17 protein-coding genes are annotated in these 17,130 nt (G+C 63.5%); 11 read left to right on the top strand and 6 right to left on the bottom strand.

The window, feature by feature from the left end:
- Positions 1–55: 55 nt before the first annotated feature.
- Genes folP through QF629_08865 form a run of 4 tightly spaced genes read left to right on the top strand, consistent with a single transcriptional unit; the run spans position 56 to position 4,018 of the window.
- The gene (folP, locus tag QF629_08880) at positions 56–1,144 is read left to right on the top strand and encodes a dihydropteroate synthase (protein MDP6013643.1); all 1,089 of its coding nucleotides are present in this window, start codon (positions 56–58) and stop codon (positions 1,142–1,144) included.
- A gap of 25 nt (positions 1,145–1,169) precedes the next feature.
- The gene (locus QF629_08875) at positions 1,170–1,385 is read left to right on the top strand and encodes a hypothetical protein (GenBank protein MDP6013642.1); all 216 of its coding nucleotides are present in this window, start codon (positions 1,170–1,172) and stop codon (positions 1,383–1,385) included.
- Positions 1,382–2,503 (top strand): alpha/beta hydrolase, encoded by a 1,122-nt coding sequence (locus tag QF629_08870; protein ID MDP6013641.1) that lies wholly within the window; start codon positions 1,382–1,384, stop codon positions 2,501–2,503. The genes QF629_08875 and QF629_08870 overlap by 4 nt, the downstream gene beginning before the upstream one ends.
- 60 nt (positions 2,504–2,563) lie before the next feature.
- Positions 2,564–4,018 carry an FAD-dependent oxidoreductase gene (locus QF629_08865; protein ID MDP6013640.1) on the top strand — a complete coding sequence of 485 codons (1,455 nt, stop codon included), beginning with the start codon at positions 2,564–2,566 and terminating at the stop codon, positions 4,016–4,018.
- Between the two features lie 3 nt (positions 4,019–4,021).
- Here QF629_08865 and QF629_08860 read toward each other — a convergent pair whose 3' ends face one another.
- Genes QF629_08860 through QF629_08850 form a run of 3 tightly spaced genes read right to left on the bottom strand, consistent with a single transcriptional unit; the run spans position 4,022 to position 5,812 of the window.
- Entirely contained in the window at positions 4,022–4,744 is a 723-nt protein-coding gene (locus QF629_08860; protein ID MDP6013639.1) for a glutathione S-transferase N-terminal domain-containing protein, read from the bottom strand.
- A gap of 4 nt (positions 4,745–4,748) precedes the next feature.
- The gene (locus QF629_08855; GenBank protein MDP6013638.1) at positions 4,749–5,054 is read right to left on the bottom strand and encodes a DUF1330 domain-containing protein; all 306 of its coding nucleotides are present in this window, start codon (positions 5,052–5,054) and stop codon (positions 4,749–4,751) included.
- A gap of 20 nt (positions 5,055–5,074) precedes the next feature.
- A complete protein-coding gene (locus QF629_08850) occupies positions 5,075–5,812 on the bottom strand; it encodes an SDR family oxidoreductase (protein ID MDP6013637.1) in 738 nt (245 codons plus the stop codon).
- A 106-nt stretch (positions 5,813–5,918) separates the two neighbouring features.
- Between QF629_08850 and glmM the strand changes: the two genes are divergently transcribed.
- The 7 genes from glmM to QF629_08815 all read left to right on the top strand — a co-directional run bounded on the left by glmM (position 5,919) and on the right by QF629_08815 (position 14,322).
- Entirely contained in the window at positions 5,919–7,265 is a 1,347-nt protein-coding gene (gene glmM, locus QF629_08845; protein MDP6013636.1) for a phosphoglucosamine mutase, read from the top strand.
- Complete coding sequence (gene thiD / locus QF629_08840) at positions 7,262–8,062, top strand: bifunctional hydroxymethylpyrimidine kinase/phosphomethylpyrimidine kinase (GenBank protein MDP6013635.1); 801 nt, start codon at positions 7,262–7,264, stop codon at positions 8,060–8,062. The genes glmM and thiD overlap by 4 nt, the downstream gene beginning before the upstream one ends.
- Positions 8,059–8,703, top strand: coding sequence for a DsbA family protein (locus QF629_08835; GenBank protein ID MDP6013634.1), 645 nt, complete (start codon positions 8,059–8,061; stop codon positions 8,701–8,703). The genes thiD and QF629_08835 overlap by 4 nt, the downstream gene beginning before the upstream one ends.
- Positions 8,704–9,084: 381 nt before the next feature.
- Positions 9,085–10,242, top strand: a complete 1,158-nt coding sequence (locus QF629_08830) for a phosphoserine transaminase (GenBank protein ID MDP6013633.1) — start codon at positions 9,085–9,087, stop codon at positions 10,240–10,242.
- Between the two features lie 25 nt (positions 10,243–10,267).
- Positions 10,268–11,842, top strand: coding sequence for a phosphoglycerate dehydrogenase (gene serA / locus QF629_08825; protein MDP6013632.1), 1,575 nt, complete (start codon positions 10,268–10,270; stop codon positions 11,840–11,842).
- A gap of 34 nt (positions 11,843–11,876) precedes the next feature.
- Positions 11,877–13,019: an ATP phosphoribosyltransferase regulatory subunit gene (locus QF629_08820; protein ID MDP6013631.1), complete on the top strand. Its 1,143-nt coding sequence runs from the start codon at positions 11,877–11,879 to the stop codon at positions 13,017–13,019.
- A 10-nt stretch (positions 13,020–13,029) separates the two neighbouring features.
- A complete protein-coding gene (locus QF629_08815) occupies positions 13,030–14,322 on the top strand; it encodes an adenylosuccinate synthase (GenBank protein MDP6013630.1) in 1,293 nt (430 codons plus the stop codon).
- Between the two features lie 32 nt (positions 14,323–14,354).
- On the opposite strand, the gene QF629_08810 is transcribed toward QF629_08815, so the two are convergent.
- The 3 genes from QF629_08810 to QF629_08800 are packed head-to-tail and all read right to left on the bottom strand — an operon-like array spanning position 14,355 to position 17,130.
- On the bottom strand, positions 14,355–14,915 hold the full coding sequence (locus tag QF629_08810) for a tetratricopeptide repeat protein (protein ID MDP6013629.1): 561 nt from the start codon (positions 14,913–14,915) through the stop codon (positions 14,355–14,357).
- Between the two features lie 5 nt (positions 14,916–14,920).
- Entirely contained in the window at positions 14,921–15,148 is a 228-nt protein-coding gene (locus QF629_08805; GenBank protein ID MDP6013628.1) for a hypothetical protein, read from the bottom strand.
- A 26-nt stretch (positions 15,149–15,174) separates the two neighbouring features.
- Positions 15,175–17,130 carry a sodium:solute symporter gene (locus tag QF629_08800; GenBank protein MDP6013627.1) on the bottom strand — a complete coding sequence of 652 codons (1,956 nt, stop codon included), beginning with the start codon at positions 17,128–17,130 and terminating at the stop codon, positions 15,175–15,177.

Here is a 17,130-nt window from a genome sequence, read left to right as displayed (position 1 = left end):
GAGTCACCCAAGGACTCGGGCCGCAAATCGTCGATCCCGCGCAGCGGCAAGTCCCGTGGCGGTGCCCCCGACATGGGCTCGCCAGAGCCCCAGCCCGAGGGCTGACCGCCTGTATTTTCGTCCAACCGCGCTTCTTCGCAGCGAAGCGGCACAGCATGCTTGCGCGGCCGGTGCCGCGCTGCGCTTGGTCGGTGGCGGCATTGCCTTCAGCGCCCTGCATGTGGTCGATAGCGAGCGCAGCGCCTGGCTGAACGTCGAGCGCCTGGGCGATTTTGCGCAACATGCGGGTGTGGAGGCCTTGCAGACACCGCGCGCGCCCTTCGCTGGCATCGCTATGGATGCACCCTGCCTCATGGGCGTGCTCAACGTCACCCCTGACAGTTTTTTCGACGGCGGCCGGTATGCTGATACGGACGCCGCCATCGCCCATGGGCTAGCCCTGGCCGAGGCCGGGGCGGAGATCATCGACGTTGGTGGCGAGTCGACCCGTCCCGGCGCGACGCCGATCGCGGGAGAGGACGAGTGTAAGCGCGTTCTGCCCGTGGTCCGTGCCCTGGCCGAGACCGGCCTGACGGTATCGATTGACACGCGCAACCCGGTCACCATGAGTGCTGCGGCGGCAGCGGGTGCTGCCATTATCAATGACGTCTCTGCCCTCACCCATCACCCTCAGAGTGCCGCAGCAGCAGCCGAGACGGGCCTGTCAGTAATTCTTATGCACAGCCTCAGCGACCCGCGCGTGATGCAAGATAATCCGAGTTATGATCACGTGGTGTTCGACATTTACGATGCGTTGAAAGCCCGCTTGGTCGCGGCGGAGACAGCGGGTATTCCGCGCGCGCGCCTCGCCGTTGATCCCGGCTTCGGCTTTGGCAAGACCCCGGCGCACAACCTCCGCCTGCTCGCCTGGGCGGCGATCTTCCACGGGCTCGGCGTGCCGCTGCTAGTGGGCGTCTCGCGCAAAAGTACCATCGCCCACATTGCCGGCGATGCGGCTGAGCGTGTTGAGGCGCGTCTGGCCGGCTCGCTCGCCCTGGCCCAGGTTGCGTTCGACCAGGGTGTCCAGATGCTGCGCGTCCACGACGTCGCCGAGGCCGCTCAAGCCCTCGCCATATGGCGGGCGCTGGGCGAGACTTCCGACTGATACCAAACCACGGAGAGTGTTAGCTATGGCCGCGACGATCACAGATCGTGACGTTTATCATCTGGCTGCGCCAGGCGCGGCTCGGCCGCGGCGGGCGAGCCATTTCGTGGTGTCGCGCACCGCTAAGCTGCTGGTCCGCTTGCTTAGCGAAGACGGTATAGAAGGTGTTGGCCAGGCGACAAGTCACGAAGGGCTGGCGGTGGGTATCGAGCCCTTCAAGAGTGGTGTGGGCGATACATGAGTAACATAACCGGGCTAGACCCGCTTCCTCTGCCCGTGGGTGTCCGCTCGCGTATGGTCAACGGCGTCAATGACCTAGACATGCATGTTCTGGAGGCGGGTTACGAAATCCCGGGCCGTCCGTGCCTCTTGCTGCTGCACGGCTTTCCCGAGATCGCGTATAGCTGGCGCAAGGTTATGGTTCCGCTGGCGGAGGCGGGATACCATGTGGTGGCGCCTGATCAGCGCGGCTATGGGCGTACTACTGGCTGGGCGAACGCCTTCGACACAGATCTGGTGCCCTTCCGCATGCTCAACGTGGTACGCGACGCCCTGGCGCTGGTCACGGCGCTTGGGCGCTCTTCGGTAGATGCTGTGATCGGTCACGATTTTGGCTCGCCCGTTGCCGCCTGGTGCGCCCTGGTGCGCCGCGACGTCTTCCGCAAGGTTGCTCTGATGAGCGCGCCGTTCGGTGGGCCCCCGGCGTGGTCGGCCCGGCCGACCTCCGATGTCCACGCGGATATGGCAGCGTTGGAACGTCCGCGAAAACATTACCAGTGGTACTACTCCACGCGCTCTGCGAACAACGAAATGCACGCCTGCCCGCAAGGCGTCCATGATTTCCTGCGCGCCTATTACCACCACAAGAGCGCTGACTGGGCGGCAAACACGCCCTATTCCCTGACGGTCTGGGCAGCCACCGAGCTGGCCAAGATGCCGACCTACTACATCATGGATCTTGATCAAGACATGGCTGAGACGGTGGCGTCAGAAATGCCCACGGCAGCCGAGATTGCCGCCTGTGCCTGGCTGCCGGACCACGAATTGGCGGTCTATGCCGGCGAATATGGGGGCAACGGCTTTCAGGGCGGCCTGCAACATTACCGCTGCGCCACCTCGTCCGAGCACAACGCCGAGCTACGCCTCTTCGCCGGGCGCAGCATCGACGTGCCAAGCTTGTTCATCGCGGGGAAAAGTGACTGGGGCACGTACCAGAAACCGGGCGATTTCGAACGCATGCAGGAAAGCGTCTGCCGCGATATACGGGGCTGCCATTTGGTTGAAGGCGCTGGCCATTGGGTGCAGCAGGAGCAGCCCGAGGCGGTCACAGCGCTGCTGCTCGATTTCCTGCGAGCGTGACGCGATGGTCGCTTTGGCTTACTCTCTGGCGTAACCGTGGCAGGGACGGGGAGGTCTGACATGTCCAGCGACAATCTGACCAACAGTATCGGCGACCAGCAAGGCATCGAGATTTTCGACGACGGTGGGCGGCGAGGGAAACGCCCCGCTCCTGCGCGCACAATAGCAGAGGCGGCGCGCGAGACCCCCGTCTTCGCCGAGACGGACGTGCTCGTGGTCGGTGGCGGGCCGGCTGGCACGGCAGCAGCAATCGCCGCCGGGCGTATAGGCGCCGACGTCATGCTGGTGGAGCGCTACAACCACCTCGGCGGCCTTTCGACCGGTGGGCTGGTGATCTGGATCGACCGCATGACTGACTGGAGTGGCACACAGGTTATCCGCGGTCTCGCCCACGACCTCATGGACCGGTTGCCGGCGGAAGCCTTGCAAGGCCCGCCGTCCGCCGACTGGGGCTCGCGCGATGCCGCCACCGCTGCCTACTGGACACAGCGGACCGCCGCCTATCACGGCATCGTCACCTGGTCGCCAACCGTGGATCCTGAGGCGCTCAAGACCTTGTCGATGACCATGGTACAGGAGCAGAAGGTCGACCTGCTGCTGCACGCCTGGGCGACAGAACCGATCGTCGAGGATGGCGTGATGCGCGGCGCCATCTTTGAGAGTAAGGCCGGCCGTTGGGCGGTCCTCGCCAAGGTCGTTGTTGACACTACGGGCGATGCGGATCTGCTGGCACGCGCCGGTGCACCGTTTGAATCCGATATCGACGAGAGCGACATCCACCATTGCGTCAACACTGCTTTTTTGCTCGGCGGCGTCGATATTGCGCGCTGGCTTGCCTTTCGCGCCGACGATCCGGACGGCTTTAAGGCACTGATGGCGCGCGGGCGCGACACCGTGGGCTCATTCGAGAAGCCTTTCCCGGGTTGGCGCAATGATGTGGCTTTGTTTATGGGGCCGCGGCTGTCGGGCTATTCGGCAGTGGACGTAGACGACTTAACGGAAGTGGAGTTGCGTTCGCGCAGGCTCACGGTTGCACATGTCGAGTTCTACCGTGAGCACGCGCCGGGCTTCGAGGGTGCCTACCTCATGCTCGGTGCGCCGCAGGTCGGCGTGCGCCACAGCCGGCGCCTCGCCGCCGACGCCAAGGTGACGCGTGCGCAGTGGGACGAAGGCAAGGTGTGGGACGACGAAATCGGCGTCTCCACCTCGCTTTCACCTAAGTTTCCCAACGTCTCGGTCCCCTATGCTTCCCTGCTGCCGACAGGGCTGAAGGGGGTGCTCGGCGCCGGCCGCCACATCGCCTGCGATGCCAGCTCGCATTCTTTTCTACGTGAGGTGCCGCAATGCTGGCTGACAGGCCAGGCGGCTGGCATTGCTGCGGCGCTCGCCGCCAATGCCAGCATCGCGCCGCACGTGCTCGATGCGCGCCTCGTACAACGCGAGCTGCTGCGCCAGGGCGCCTATCTATCGCCGTCCGTGGAGGCGAATGCGGGCCTTTCGACGGCCGCGGAGTAGTGCTTAGGCGGGTGCTGGGCGGGCGCGCTGGTTGTACATCAGTTTGTGCCGTCGCACCTTTTCCTCGTCTGACAATGTGGCCGGATCCTCTGGTAGGTCTGCGCCCACGGCGAGGCCACGCGCCACGGCAGGACGTTCCGAGAGCTCCTCGAACCAGCGCTTGAAATATTTGAACTCGTCGATGTTCTGGTCCTGGATTTTCCAGCCGACGGTCCAGGGATAGCAGATCATGTCGGCGATGGTGTACTCGTTGCCGGCCACATATGCTCGATCGTAGAGACGAATGTTTAGCACGCCATAAAGCCGGTTTATCTCGTTGGTGAAGCGGGTCACGGCGTAAGACTGGTCACCATGGTCGTCGCCGAGGCGCCGAAAATGGCCGCGCTCGCCGGTCTTCGGTCCCTGGTTTGCCATCTGCCACATGAGCCACTGGTTAACCTCGTGGCGCCCGCGGAGATTCTGGGGATAGAACTTCCCCGCCTTCTCGGCGATGTACATCATGATGGCACCCGATTCGAACAGCGCGATCGGCTCACCGCCGTTGTCCGGCTCATGGTCCACCATGGCCGGCATACGGTTGTTTGGCGAGATGCGCAGGAAATCGTCAACGAACTGGTCGCCGCGGCCAATATGGCAGGGCACTATGTTGTAAGGCATCCCGCATTCCTCGAGCAGGATGGTGACCTTCTTGGCGTTAGGAGTCGGCCAGTAATGCAGATCGATCATGGCTTTACACCTCACCTTTCTTGATGCCTTCGATGATCAGCATGCTGTGCGGCGTGGTGATGCGCTCGCGCAATTCCTTCCACGGCTGATAGTCAGGATCGGCCATGAAATCCTCGATTGCTTGTTGGCTGGGAAAGCGGAAGAGCAGGACGCGCTCCGGATTCCACTCGCCGTGCTGCGCCAGCACCGTGCCGCCGCGCACGAGATATTCGCCGCCATATTTCTTCACAAATTGGGGTGCCGCCTTAAGATAGGCCTTGTAGGCTTCAGGATCGTTTACCGTTGCGTCGGCAATCATATAAACGGACATCGCAATCTCCTCGTCTGTTTTTAGCGCTCGACTCGCGTGGTGTGAATGCCGCCGATGATCTGCTCGGTAGGCACGATCTCGATGGTTGAGACATTGACCCGCCACGGCGCATCCACGGCATAGACGATGGCATCGGCGATGTCCTCTGGCTGCAGCTCGTCGAATTGACCGTAGATGTCGCGCGCGGCCTCCTCACCCGAGGCCTGGACCAGGAACTCGGTTACAACACGCCCGGGACAGATTTCGGTCAGGCGCACACCCGAACCTTCGAGGTCGATGCGCAGGTTCTGCGAGGCCAGCCGCACCGCGCCCTTCGAGGCACCATAGATTGGCGATTGCAAGGGATAGAGTCCGGCGATCGAGCCGATATTGACCATGTGGCCTGTCTTGCGTGCCACCATGTTGGGCGCCACGGCATGGATCACGTGCAGGAAGGCGATAACGTTGGTTGAGATGGTGAGGTCTATATCTTCGGCGCTAGCCTCGAGGAAGCTCGCCATGCCGCGCCCGAGGCCCGCGTTATTGACTAGCACGTCGACCTCTCGCCCACGCAAGGCCTCGTTGAGTGCCTTGGTGTCGGTTAGATCAAGCGCAAGCGGTGTGCAGCCTGTCTCCACCGCCAGCGCCTCGAGCCGGTCGGCGCGCCGCGCCACCGCAGTCACGGCCAGACCCTTCGCTGCAAGCGCGCGCACCGTCGCCGCCCCGATTCCAGCCGAGGCGCCCGTTACCAGCGCCGTTTCGTAGTCCGCAATCGCCATGCTCTTCCTCCCACCGCGGAGCCTGAATCGGGTGCAGTGTGCGTCAGACTTTGCCTGAGGGAAAGGCCTCTTGCGCTGGCGCCCGGCGAGGGAGTATGTCGGGTCTATGACACGCAGGCTTTTCGGCACTGACGGCGTCCGCGGCCGCGCCAATACCGAGCCCATGACCGCGACCACCGCGCTCAGACTCGGCATGGCGGCGGGCCGGGTCTTCACCCGCGGAAAGCACCGCCACAGCGTGGTCATCGGCAAGGACACGCGGCTATCGGGCTACATGATCGAGCCGGCATTGACGTCGGGCTTCGTCTCAATGGGCATGAACGTGATCCTGGTCGGGCCACTGCCGACACCCGCCATCGGCATGCTTACGCGCTCGCTGCGCGCCGATCTTGGGGTGATGATCTCGGCTTCGCACAATCCTTTCCACGATAATGGCATCAAGCTATTTGGTCCCGATGGCTACAAGCTTTTGGACGCCACCGAGGTGGAGATCGAGGCGTGCATGGAGAATGGCAGCGATGACGCGCTCGCGGCGCCAACCGACCTCGGGCGCGCGCACCGCCTTGACGACGCGCCCGGCCGTTATATCGAATCCGCCAAGCAGAGCTTCCCCAAGGGCATGATGCTCGACGGCCTCAAGGTCGTGCTTGACTGCGCCAACGGCGCCGCTTACCGCGTGGCCCCCACCGTACTTTGGGAGCTCGGCGCCGAGGTGGAGACACTCGGCGTCGCGCCGGACGGCTTCAACATTAACCTGGACTGCGGTTCGACTGCGCCTGAGGCAATGTGCGCCCGCGTGGTCCAATGTGGAGCCGATTTTGGCATCGCCCTCGACGGTGACGCTGATCGCTTGGCGATGTGCGACGAGGCAGGCAGGCTCATAGACGGCGATCAACTGCTGGCCCTTATAGCAGGCCACCTGCATGGCCACGGCGTGCTCAGGGGCGGCGGCGTGGTGGCGACGCTGATGTCCAATCTGGGTCTAGAGCGGCATCTAGAAGCGCGGGGACTGCATCTCGCGCGCACCCAGGTTGGTGATCGCTACGTGGTCGAACATATGCGCGCCCATGGCTACAATTTCGGCGGAGAGCAGTCGGGTCATCTGATCCTGGCCGACCACGCCACTACCGGCGATGGGCTGATCGCAGCCTTGCAGGCACTGGCGATGTTTAAGGAAGCGCAGGCTCCGGCGAGCGCTGCCGCGCATTGTTTTGAGCCCCTGCCGCAAGTCGCCGAGAGCGTCGCCTGTGCCGGTGCGGCGGTACTTGAGGTCGGAAGTGTGACCGAGGCGGTGCGCGAAGCAGAAGCCTCGCTCGCCGGTTCTGGGCGACTGGTGTTGCGCATGTCCGGCACCGAGCCCAAGGCGCGGGTAATGGCGGAAGGCGAAGATGAGGCCACGGTTGCCGCGGCCGTAGCCGAGGTTGCCGCAGCGATAACGGAGGCGAATCGTTGAAGGGACGCGTATTGGCTATTGCCGGGTCAGACTCGGGTGGAGGCGCGGGAATCCAGGCCGATATCAAGACCATCACCGCGCTCAACGCCTATGCCGCGACGGCAGTGACCGCGCTGACAGCGCAGAACACGCAAGGCGTCCATGCAATCCATGGCGTGCCGGAAAGCTTTATTGCTGAGCAGATCCGTGTCGTACTTGAGGACATCGGCGCCGATGCCGTCAAGATCGGCATGCTGCACCGTCCCGGCATCATCGCCGTCGTGGCCCGCTGCCTGCGGGAGTTGGTGCCCGGTATGCCCGTGATCGTCGATCCGGTGATGGTCGCCAAGGGCGGGGCCAAACTACTTCACGATGACGCCCACCAGGCATTGGTCGACGAGTTGTTGCCGCTCGCCACCGTTCTCACGCCCAATGTGCCCGAAGCCGAGGCGTTGAGCGGCATGACCATCGCCGATGAGGCCGGCATGGCTGCAGCCGCAGTACGTTTGCGCGATATGGGGGCGAGCGCCGTGCTCATGAAAGGTGGGCACATGGTGGGCGAGGCTGTCGTCGACCTGCTCTTAGACGGCTGCGGCCGGCACCACTTTACGGCCCCGCGGCTTGACACCCGGCATACCCATGGCACCGGCTGTACGCTGGCCTCTGCTATTGCCGCAGGTATCGCACAGGGCCTGCCACTTACGGCCGCGGTGGCGCGTGCCCATGCCTATGTTCACGCTGCGATCTTGAGGGCTCCGGGCTTCGGCCAGGGCCACGGGCCGCTCAACCATGCCCATCCCCTTGAGGTTGCCTCATGACTTTGACCGTCGCGCTCTACTGGTCCTTCCGCAGCCCCTACTCGTACCTCGCGACGGGGCGCCTCGTGGATCTTGCGAATACCTGGGACCTCGATGTGGCTGTGCATGTTGTGAGCCCCATTGCCATTCGTGATCCCGCCTTCTTTGAGCGCGTCGATCCCCTGATGCCGTCCTATGTGGTACGCGATTCACACCGTGTCGCCGAGCATGCCGGCATACCCTTCCGCTGGCCGCAGCCCGATCCTGTCGTGATGGACATGCGGACCCGCGCCATCGCTGCCGAGCAACCTTACATCCATCGTCTCAATCGCCTGGGCGTGGCGGCGACCGAGATGGGCCGGGGCCTCGCTTATCTCGACGAGGTTTCGCGTGTTATCTGGACCGGCGATGTCGATAACTGGCAGGAGGGGGAGCACTTGGCCCGCGCCGCGCGCCGCGCCGGTCTTGATCCGGCTGCTTTGGAGGCTGCTGCCGGCGAGCATCTTGACGCCGTTCTCGTCACCAACGAGGCGGAACTGACCGCTGCTGGCCACTGGGGCGTGCCGACCCTGGTCTTTAACGGTGAGCCCTTCTTCGGCCAGGACCGGCTAGATTTGCTGCTCTGGCGCTTGCAGCAGAGTGGGCTGGAAAAGCGCGCGTGATCACGATTTGGTGATTGCTATCGTCGCCCTGCTCGTAAGATCCAATATGAATGGTACTGCGTCCGGAATGGACTGCCCAGATGCCGTGGGCCTCACGTCCCTGGATCACCGGGGGTTCACCAAGCGTCGAACGGAACACCTTGAGCTTGTCGAGGTCCATTCTGCTAACGATATTCGCGATCGTTTCTCCCTCCCGATTGCTCTCGTTGTGAAACCGAAAAAATGCTATCACGCATGCAACAAACGCCTCGGATAACTGGTCGTGAACGATCGTAAGTTGCTCGTCTCGCGGGTGGACATGCCGCCTTGTGTTGTTGACGCAAAGTCCGCGGACGCCTATGCTCCGCGCCCTTTGTTGCACCGCACACAAGATCGACTTCCATGACAGATAAACCGGGCCGCAAGTCGGCCATGCCCCGCTTCTCCTCGGGGCCCTGCGCCAAGCGCCCGGGATGGTCGCTTCGGGCGCTCGAAGATGCCTTGGTCGGCCGCTCGCACAGGGCCAGCGACGCTAGGGCGCGTCTCGTCGAGGTGATCGACCTGAGCCGCGAGCTTCTCGGGCTGCCAGCCGATTGGCGCCTCGGCATCGTGCCAGCGTCGGATACCGGCGCCTTTGAGATGGCCATGTGGTCGCTGCTTGGCGCGCGCGGCGTCGACGTGCTGGCCTGGGAGAGCTTTGGAAAGGGCTGGGTCGGCGATATCGTCTCGCAATTAAAGCTAGATGACGTCCGCAAGCTTGAGGCCGATTATGGCACCCTACCGGACCTGTCACAGGTTTTGCCAGAGCGCGATGTAGTCTTCACCTGGAACGGTACTACCTCCGGTGTACGCGTGCCCAACGGTGACTGGATATCTGACGACCGCGAGGGCCTGGTGTTGTGCGATGCCACGTCCGCCGTCTTCGCCATGGATCTGCCTTGGGACAAGCTCGACGTGGTGACCTGGTCGTGGCAGAAGGTACTCGGTGGTGAAGGCCAGCACGGCATGCTGGCGCTCAGCCCCCGGGCGGTGGTGCGCTTGCAGACCTACACACCGGCCTGGCCGCTGCCGAAGATCTTCCGCCTCACCAAAGGCGGCAAACTGATGGAGGGGATCTTCAAGGGCGAGACCATCAACACGCCGTCTATGCTCTGCGTTGAGGATGTGCTCGATGCCCTACGCTGGGCTAAGTCTCTTGGCGGTAGCGTGGTACTGGTGGCGCGCAGCGAGAAAAATCTCGCGCGCATTGCGGCTTGGGTAGCAAAGACAGACTGGGTCGAATTCCTCGCTGCCGACCCGGCTGTGCGCTCGCCTACCTCGGTCTGTCTCAAGATTGTTGATCCCTGGTTCTCTGGGCTCGACGAGACGGCCCAGCGCGCTTTTGCCAAGAGTATCGCCGCGGTGTTGGCGCGCGAAGGCGTCGCCTTCGATATCGCCGCCTATCGCGACGCCCCGCCGGGTTTGCGTATCTGGGCCGGTGCTACCATCGAAACCGACGACATCGATGCCCTGCTGCCATGGCTCGACTGGGCTTTCGCCGAGGCCTGTGCGGCCGCCTAATCACGCTGGAGTAAGACCAAGCGCCATGCCAAAAGTCCTAATATCTGACAAGCTTAGTCCGCTCGCGGCGGAGGTCTTTCGCAACCGCGGCATCGAAGTCGATGAGGCCCCCGGCCTCGATGCGGAAACGCTGCTTGAGCGCATCGTGGATTGTGATGGGCTAGCCATCCGCTCGGCCACTAAGGTCGCGGCCGAGGTGTTGGCAGCGGCGAAGCAACTGCGTGTGGTCGGGCGGGCTGGCATCGGCGTTGATAATGTTGACGTGCCCGCGGCCACCGCCAACGGCGTTGTCGTCATGAACACGCCCTTCGGAAATTCGGTGACCACGGCCGAGCACGCCGTCGCCATGATGATGGCACTGGCGCGGCGCATTCCCCAGGCTGACGCCTCGACGCGCTCAGGTAAATGGGAGAAGTCGCGCTTCATGGGTGTCGAGCTAGCCGGAAAGACGCTCGGCCTGATCGGCTGCGGTAATATCGGCTCTATCGTGGCCGATCGAGCGCAGGGTCTGAAGATGCGCGTCATCGCCTACGACCCCTACATGTCTGGTGAGCGAGCGGCGGAGTTGGCACTGGAGAAAGTGGAGTTCGACGCGCTGCTGGCACGGGCCGATATCATCAGCCTGCATACGCCGCTTAGCGATAGTACGCGCAATATTCTCGACGCAGCTGCCCTGGCCAAGACACGGAAGGGTGTGCGTATCGTCAATTGCGCCCGCGGCGGCTTGGTCAACGAGGCGGATCTGGCGGCGGCGATCGAAACCGGTCATGTTGCCGGCGCCGCGCTCGACGTGTTTGAGACTGAGCCTGTCGGCGAGAGCCCGCTGTTTGCCTTCGAGCAGGTCATCGCTACACCCCATCTCGGCGCCTCGACCAGCGAAGCGCAAGAGAAGGTCGCGGTGCAGGTTGCTGAGCAGATGGCCGACTACTTGCTCGACGGCGCTGTGACCAACGCGCTGAACATGCCCTCGGTGACAGCTGAGGAGGCGCCAAAGCTCGAGCCCTATATGGTGCTTGCGCGTCAGCTCGGAGGGTTCGCTGGGCAGATCACCGAGAGCGGTATCACGTCGGTGTCGCTCCAGTTCGAAGGCCATGCGACGACCCTCAACTGCCGGCCGGTAACCGCCGTCGTGCTGCAGGGCCTGCTGGCGCCGCAGCTCGAAGGCGTTAACATGGTCAACGCGCCGCTCATGGCCAAGGAGCGCGAGATCAACGTGCGCGAGATCCTTTTCGACGGCCGTTGCGACTATCATACCCTGGTAAGCCTGACTGTGACTACCGAGCGGCGCACGCGCAGCATCTCGGGCACGTTACTCGGCGAGCGTCCGCGCATCACTGAGATCGAGGGCATTGCCATGGACGCCGGTATCGGCACGAACATGCTTTACATCAAGAACCGCGACCAACCGGGTATGGTCGGCGCCTTTGCCAAAATGCTGGGCGATGCCGGCATCAATATCGCCACCTTCCACCTCGGCCGTAGTGAGGCAGGCGGTGAGGCCATGGCCCTGGTCGAGATCGACCAGGAAGTGCCAACGGACTTGCTCGCAGCGCTGCGCGCGCTCGACGGCGTGGTTCAGGCCAAGTCATTGAAATTCTGACTTCCCGGCGCGAGTAAGGTAGATTCTCGGCGCTATGACTGATCCACGCCAGAAAGCGCTCTTGCCGGCGGGCCTGCAGGACCTGCTGCCGCCGCTCGCAGACCAAGAGGACGGCTTGAGCCGGGCCCTGCTCGACCGCTTCGTGCGCTTCGGCTATCAGCGTGTCAAGCCGCCGCTTGTTGAGTTTGAGACTGGGCTGCTCGACGGCGTCGGCGCCGCGGTAGCGGAGCAGACGTTTCGCATTATGGATCCGGTCTCGCAGCGCATGATGGGCCTGCGTGCCGACATCACGCCGCAGATCGCGCGTATCGCCGCGACACGGCTTTCCGCAGAGCCGAGACCCTTGCGGCTTTGTTATGTAGGCGAGGTGTTGCGGGTGCGCGGCGGGCAACTGCGTGAGGACCGTCAGTTCCGCCAGATCGGTGTCGAGCTTATTGGCCCCGCCCGCGCTGGCACCGCCGACGCCGAGGTCATCCTGCTCGCGGCCGAGGCGCTGGCGGAGATCGGTATCGAAGGCCTCAGCGTTGACATCAACGTTCCCGACCTCGCAGACGCGATTTGCGATGCCTTCACTCTCGACGACGAGACGCGTGCGCGTGTGCTTGCTGCCATCGACCGCAAGGACGCTGCCGCCCTGGCCGAGGCCGCTGAGAACGGCGCCAAAGGCGAGGTGGCCCGCGTCTTCGGGCGGCTGCTCTCCGTGGATTGTGCTGCGGACGGCCTGTCTGAGGTGCCGGCGCGTCTGGTCGAGCGCCTACGCGAGGTAGTCGAACTGGTGCGCGCGTCGGCGCCCGATCTGACCCTCACCGTCGATCCGCTAGAGCGCCGCGGCTTCGAATATCACAGCGGCATCTCGTTCACTCTCTATGCGCTCGGTGCGCGCACCGAGCTCGGATTCGGCGGGCGCTATATCACGGCGGGTGGCGAGCCCGCCACCGGTTTCACCTTGCTCGGTGACGCCCTGCTCGGTGCAGCACCAAAGCCCGCTGTGCCCGACCGGCTCTTCGTGCCGTACGAGGCGCCGGCCGAGGTTGCAGCCGCGGCGCGTGCCGATGGCTGGCAGACCGTCAAAGGCCTGGTTGCCTCTGACAACGGTGATGCGGCGGAGGCCCAGCGTCTCGCGTGCACGCACATCTGGCAAGACGGCGCCATTAGGCTACTGGCCGGGGACGACTGAGGAGCAGGATATGGCCAATGTGGTCGTGGTCGGGTCGCAATGGGGCGACGAAGGCAAGGGCAAGATCGTCGATTGGCTGTCCGAGCGTGCCGATTTCGTGGTGCGGTTTCAGGGCGGGCATAATGCCGGCCATACGCTGGTCATCGACGGTGTTACCTACAAGCTGAGCCTGCTGCCGTCGGGTATTGTGCGGCCCGGCAAGACCTCGTTGATTGGTAATGGGGTGGTCATTGATCCCTGGGCTCTGCTGGAGGAGATGGACCGTCTCGCCGGTCAGGGCGTGACGGCAACGCCAGATAGCCTGCGTATTGCTGAGAATGCTTGTTTGATTCTGCCGCTGCATGGCGAGCTCGATCGTCAGCGCGAGGTGCTGTGCGGCGCTGCCAAGATCGGTACCACGGGTCGTGGTATCGGCCCGGCCTACGAGGACAAGATAGCTCGCCGTGCCATCCGAATCTGTGACCTGGCAGATGCGGATCTGCTTGCCGAGCGTATTGATGCCTCACTTTTGCATCACAACGTATTGCGTCAGGGCATGGGTCTCCATCCTGTCGATAAGGATCGTTTACACGCCGATCTACGCGAAGTCGCGGAGCGCGTTCTACCCTTTGCGACCACCGTCGGCATTGAGCTTGACAAGGCACGGCGCGAGGGTAAGCGCATCCTTTTCGAGGGCGCCCAGGGAGCTATGCTCGACATCGATCATGGGACCTATCCCTTTGTCACCTCGTCGAACACTTTGGCGGGGGCAGCGGCGGTCGGCTCCGGCATCGGCCCGGGCAGTATCGACACTGTGCTCGGCATCACCAAGGCCTACACCACGCGCGTCGGCGAAGGGCCTTTCCCAACCGAACAGGATAACGAGATCGGTGGCAGCCTCGGCGAGCGCGGTCACGAGTTCGGTACTGTGACGGGCCGGGCGCGGCGCTGTGGCTGGTTCGACGCGGTGTTGGTGCGCCAGGCTATCCGTCTTGGCGGCATCGGCGGCATTGCCCTGACTAAGCTTGACGTACTCGACGGCTTTGACGAGCTGAAGGTGTGCATCGGCTATCGCATCGATGGCAAGATGATTGACCACCTGCCCGCAAGTCCACGCCTACAAGCCTCCGTGGAGCCGGTCTACGAGAGCTTCGAAGGCTGGCACGAAAGCACCCAGGGCGCCCGTAGTTGGGCGGCGCTACCGGCCACAGCAGTGAAATACGTCCGCCGCATCGAAGAGCTCATCGGCGCCCCCGTCACCCTCCTCTCAACCAGCCCCGAACGCGACGACACTATCCTCATGAGCGACCCCTTCGCAGATTGAGGTAAGCTGTCACGGCTCTGCGGGCCACCCTCTCACTGCTGATACGGCCGTTGCTCGGCGTCTATCTCGGGCGAGCGTAGCACGCGTTCGGCCTCGGGCTTGTCGAACTCGGCTTCGAGATAGGCCAGGCGGTCGGCGATCGAGGGCGGTCGGTCGGGTTGGTTGCGCAGGAAGCGCGTGAGCCAGCCCGGGCCGTCGGCAATCTCGGCATCAAGGCTGAGCGCCTGGCGATAGTCGACCATGGCTCGCGCATAGTTGCCCATGCGGTCGTGCAGGATGCCACGGTTGGCGAAGGCGTTGGCATCGTCGGGATCGGCGTCGATGGCGGCAGCGAAGGCGCCGAGCGCTTCGTTGTGGTGGCTAAGCTGCATCAGGCTAAGGGCGATGCCGCGTAGTGCAAAGGCGTTGCTGGGCTCGATGGTGTTGCGCTCGCGGTACAGCGTCAGGGCGCGCTCGTAGGCGCCGTCCTCAAACAATCTGTCGGCTGCCGACTGAGCATCGAGCGCCGGGTTGCGGCCAGCGATAAGCATGTCGTAGAGAAACCACGCCGCCGTCGCCAGGCCGAGGCAGACTGCCAGGCGCTTCCAGGCCACGGTGCTCATCCTTCAAGCAGGCGCAAATTGAATAGGCCTGCAAAGACCAGGCAGAGCGGCAAGGCAAGCAGCCAGGCACGACGCCGCTGCGCCGTGACCTCCGCCACGTCGAGCTCGCGGTCCAGCTTCCGTTCAAGTCGGCGCACCGCCATCACCCAGACGATGCGCCCGACAGGCCACCACAGCACTGCGGCGAGCGCCAGACTCCAGGCGAGATAGCCGCTCTGGCTCATCGCCCGACCCTCGCGACGCGTGCGCCTTAAGGCTTGTCTGGGGCGAGCCGGATGTCGCCGATATCCTCTTGTAGCGCCTCGACATCGCGCAGCGGCACCGTCGACAACTCCATCTTGTAGGCCAGGAACCACATCATGAACACTCCCAGGCCCCACCACAGAATCTGCCAGGCCCAGATCGACGGAATGCCGAACATCCAGGTGGTGGCATCGACGGGTGAGCCAAAAATGGTGTTGCCGATTACAGCGCCTGGCCCGATGCCAAACATGAACCAGACCAGGGTGATCGCCCAGGCCCGCGGGATCAGATGCCGCTTGCTTTCGGGCAGGCCGGCATGCTCACGCAGGAAGTTGTGGAAGACCATCTTGTGTGCGAGATCATCAGCATTCTGGGTGAAGCGCGAGACGATGATAGCCGTGCCGAGGTTGAATAGAATGCCCCAGCCCGCCGAATGGATGGTCAGCGGCCAACGACCCCAGCCGGTGATGCCCAGCTTCTGGCCGATCGATTCGGTCAGCGTCACCGCAATGAGCCCGGCGACCAGGCCTAAGGTCACGCCGGCGCGGGTGAGATAGGGCCACCAGCAAATGGCGATCAGCGAGGGCCACATCTGGAAGCCGTAAGCAACCGCAAGACCGCCGAGCAGAACCAGCGCGTCCGACGATACCGTGGCCACGAAGAGCGCTGCCAGCACGATGATCACCACACCAATACGGCCGGCCAGCTTCTGTTGGGCGTGGCTGGCATCTGGTATCAGGTAGTGCTTGAGCAGATCACGGGTCAGCATGCCGCCTGCCGTCGACATATAGGCCGCACCCGTCGACTGCATGGCGGCCAGCGCACAAACCGAGAGCAGGCCAACCAGCCAGGGTGCTGTGTCAGCCATCAGGTTAATCAGCTGGGGCACTAGCATGCCTTGCTTGCCGGTCGCCTCCATCAGATCCTTGCCGCCGAGACCGCCGCCCATAACATTGTTCACCACCTCAGGATGGGCGGCGAGCAGTGCCGTATCGGCACCGAGCAAATGCGAGCCCATGCCCTGGATGGCGGTGAAGAAGAACAGGATCAGGCCGATCGCGAAGGACGAGGCCCAGACCTGTTGTGGCGCGAACGGCTTCGGGCTCTTGTTCGAAAACGCCCACATGGTGAAGGCCGGTGCCGACTGGATGCCCATCAGCGCGAACATATAGGTGAGCACCATGATGCCGGTCCAGGCGCCGCCGGTCGCTTTGGCACCCGCATCGACGAACTGGATCACGCCGGGAATGGCGATGTAATGGCTATAGCCTGCCGGTGTTAGCTTCTCGTCTATCGTCGTCAGCGCGGCAATGCCCTCGATCAGGTTGCCCATGCCGCCGACACTGTTCAGCGTGATGATGCCAATGGCGATAATGCCGCCCGCCAGCAGGACGCACTGTACGGTGTCCACATAGGCCACTGCACGCAGCCCGCCCGAGGCGACGTAGATTATCACCACCGCGGACAGCAGCCACATGCCGACATTGACATCGAGCATGCCGTCGGTCAGCACGTTGAAGAGGAAGCCGGAAGCGCGTAGCTGCACGCCGAGATAGGGCACCGAGAAGACCAGCGCCACGATCACCACTAGGAGTCGGATTGAGTCGGAGCGGAAGTAGTCCGACAGCATCTCGCCTGGCGTGACGAAGCCGAAGCGCTTGCCGATCATCCATTGTCGCTTAAGGAACATTACCCCAGTAAAGGGGATGGTGATGGCGTAGAACGAGGCGTAGGCGTATGGGAGGCCGTCACGATAGATTAGACCGGGGTGGCCCATGAAGGTCCAGCCCGAGAATGATGTGGCGGTGGCCGCCAGCACGAAAACCCAGATCGATATGCCGCGCCCGGCGATGAAATAATCGCTGGCGGTGCGTGCTGTCAGGGCGCCCTTGACACCCCAGAAGATACAATACGACCAGTAGAGCAGTACGAAGACGAAAAGCCAGATGACCTTGGCTTCCAT

Source organism: Alphaproteobacteria bacterium, assembly GCA_030739735.1.
Classification (GTDB): Bacteria; Pseudomonadota; Alphaproteobacteria; order UBA7887; family UBA7887; genus UBA7887.
This window is presented reverse-complemented; position numbering and strand designations above follow the sequence as displayed.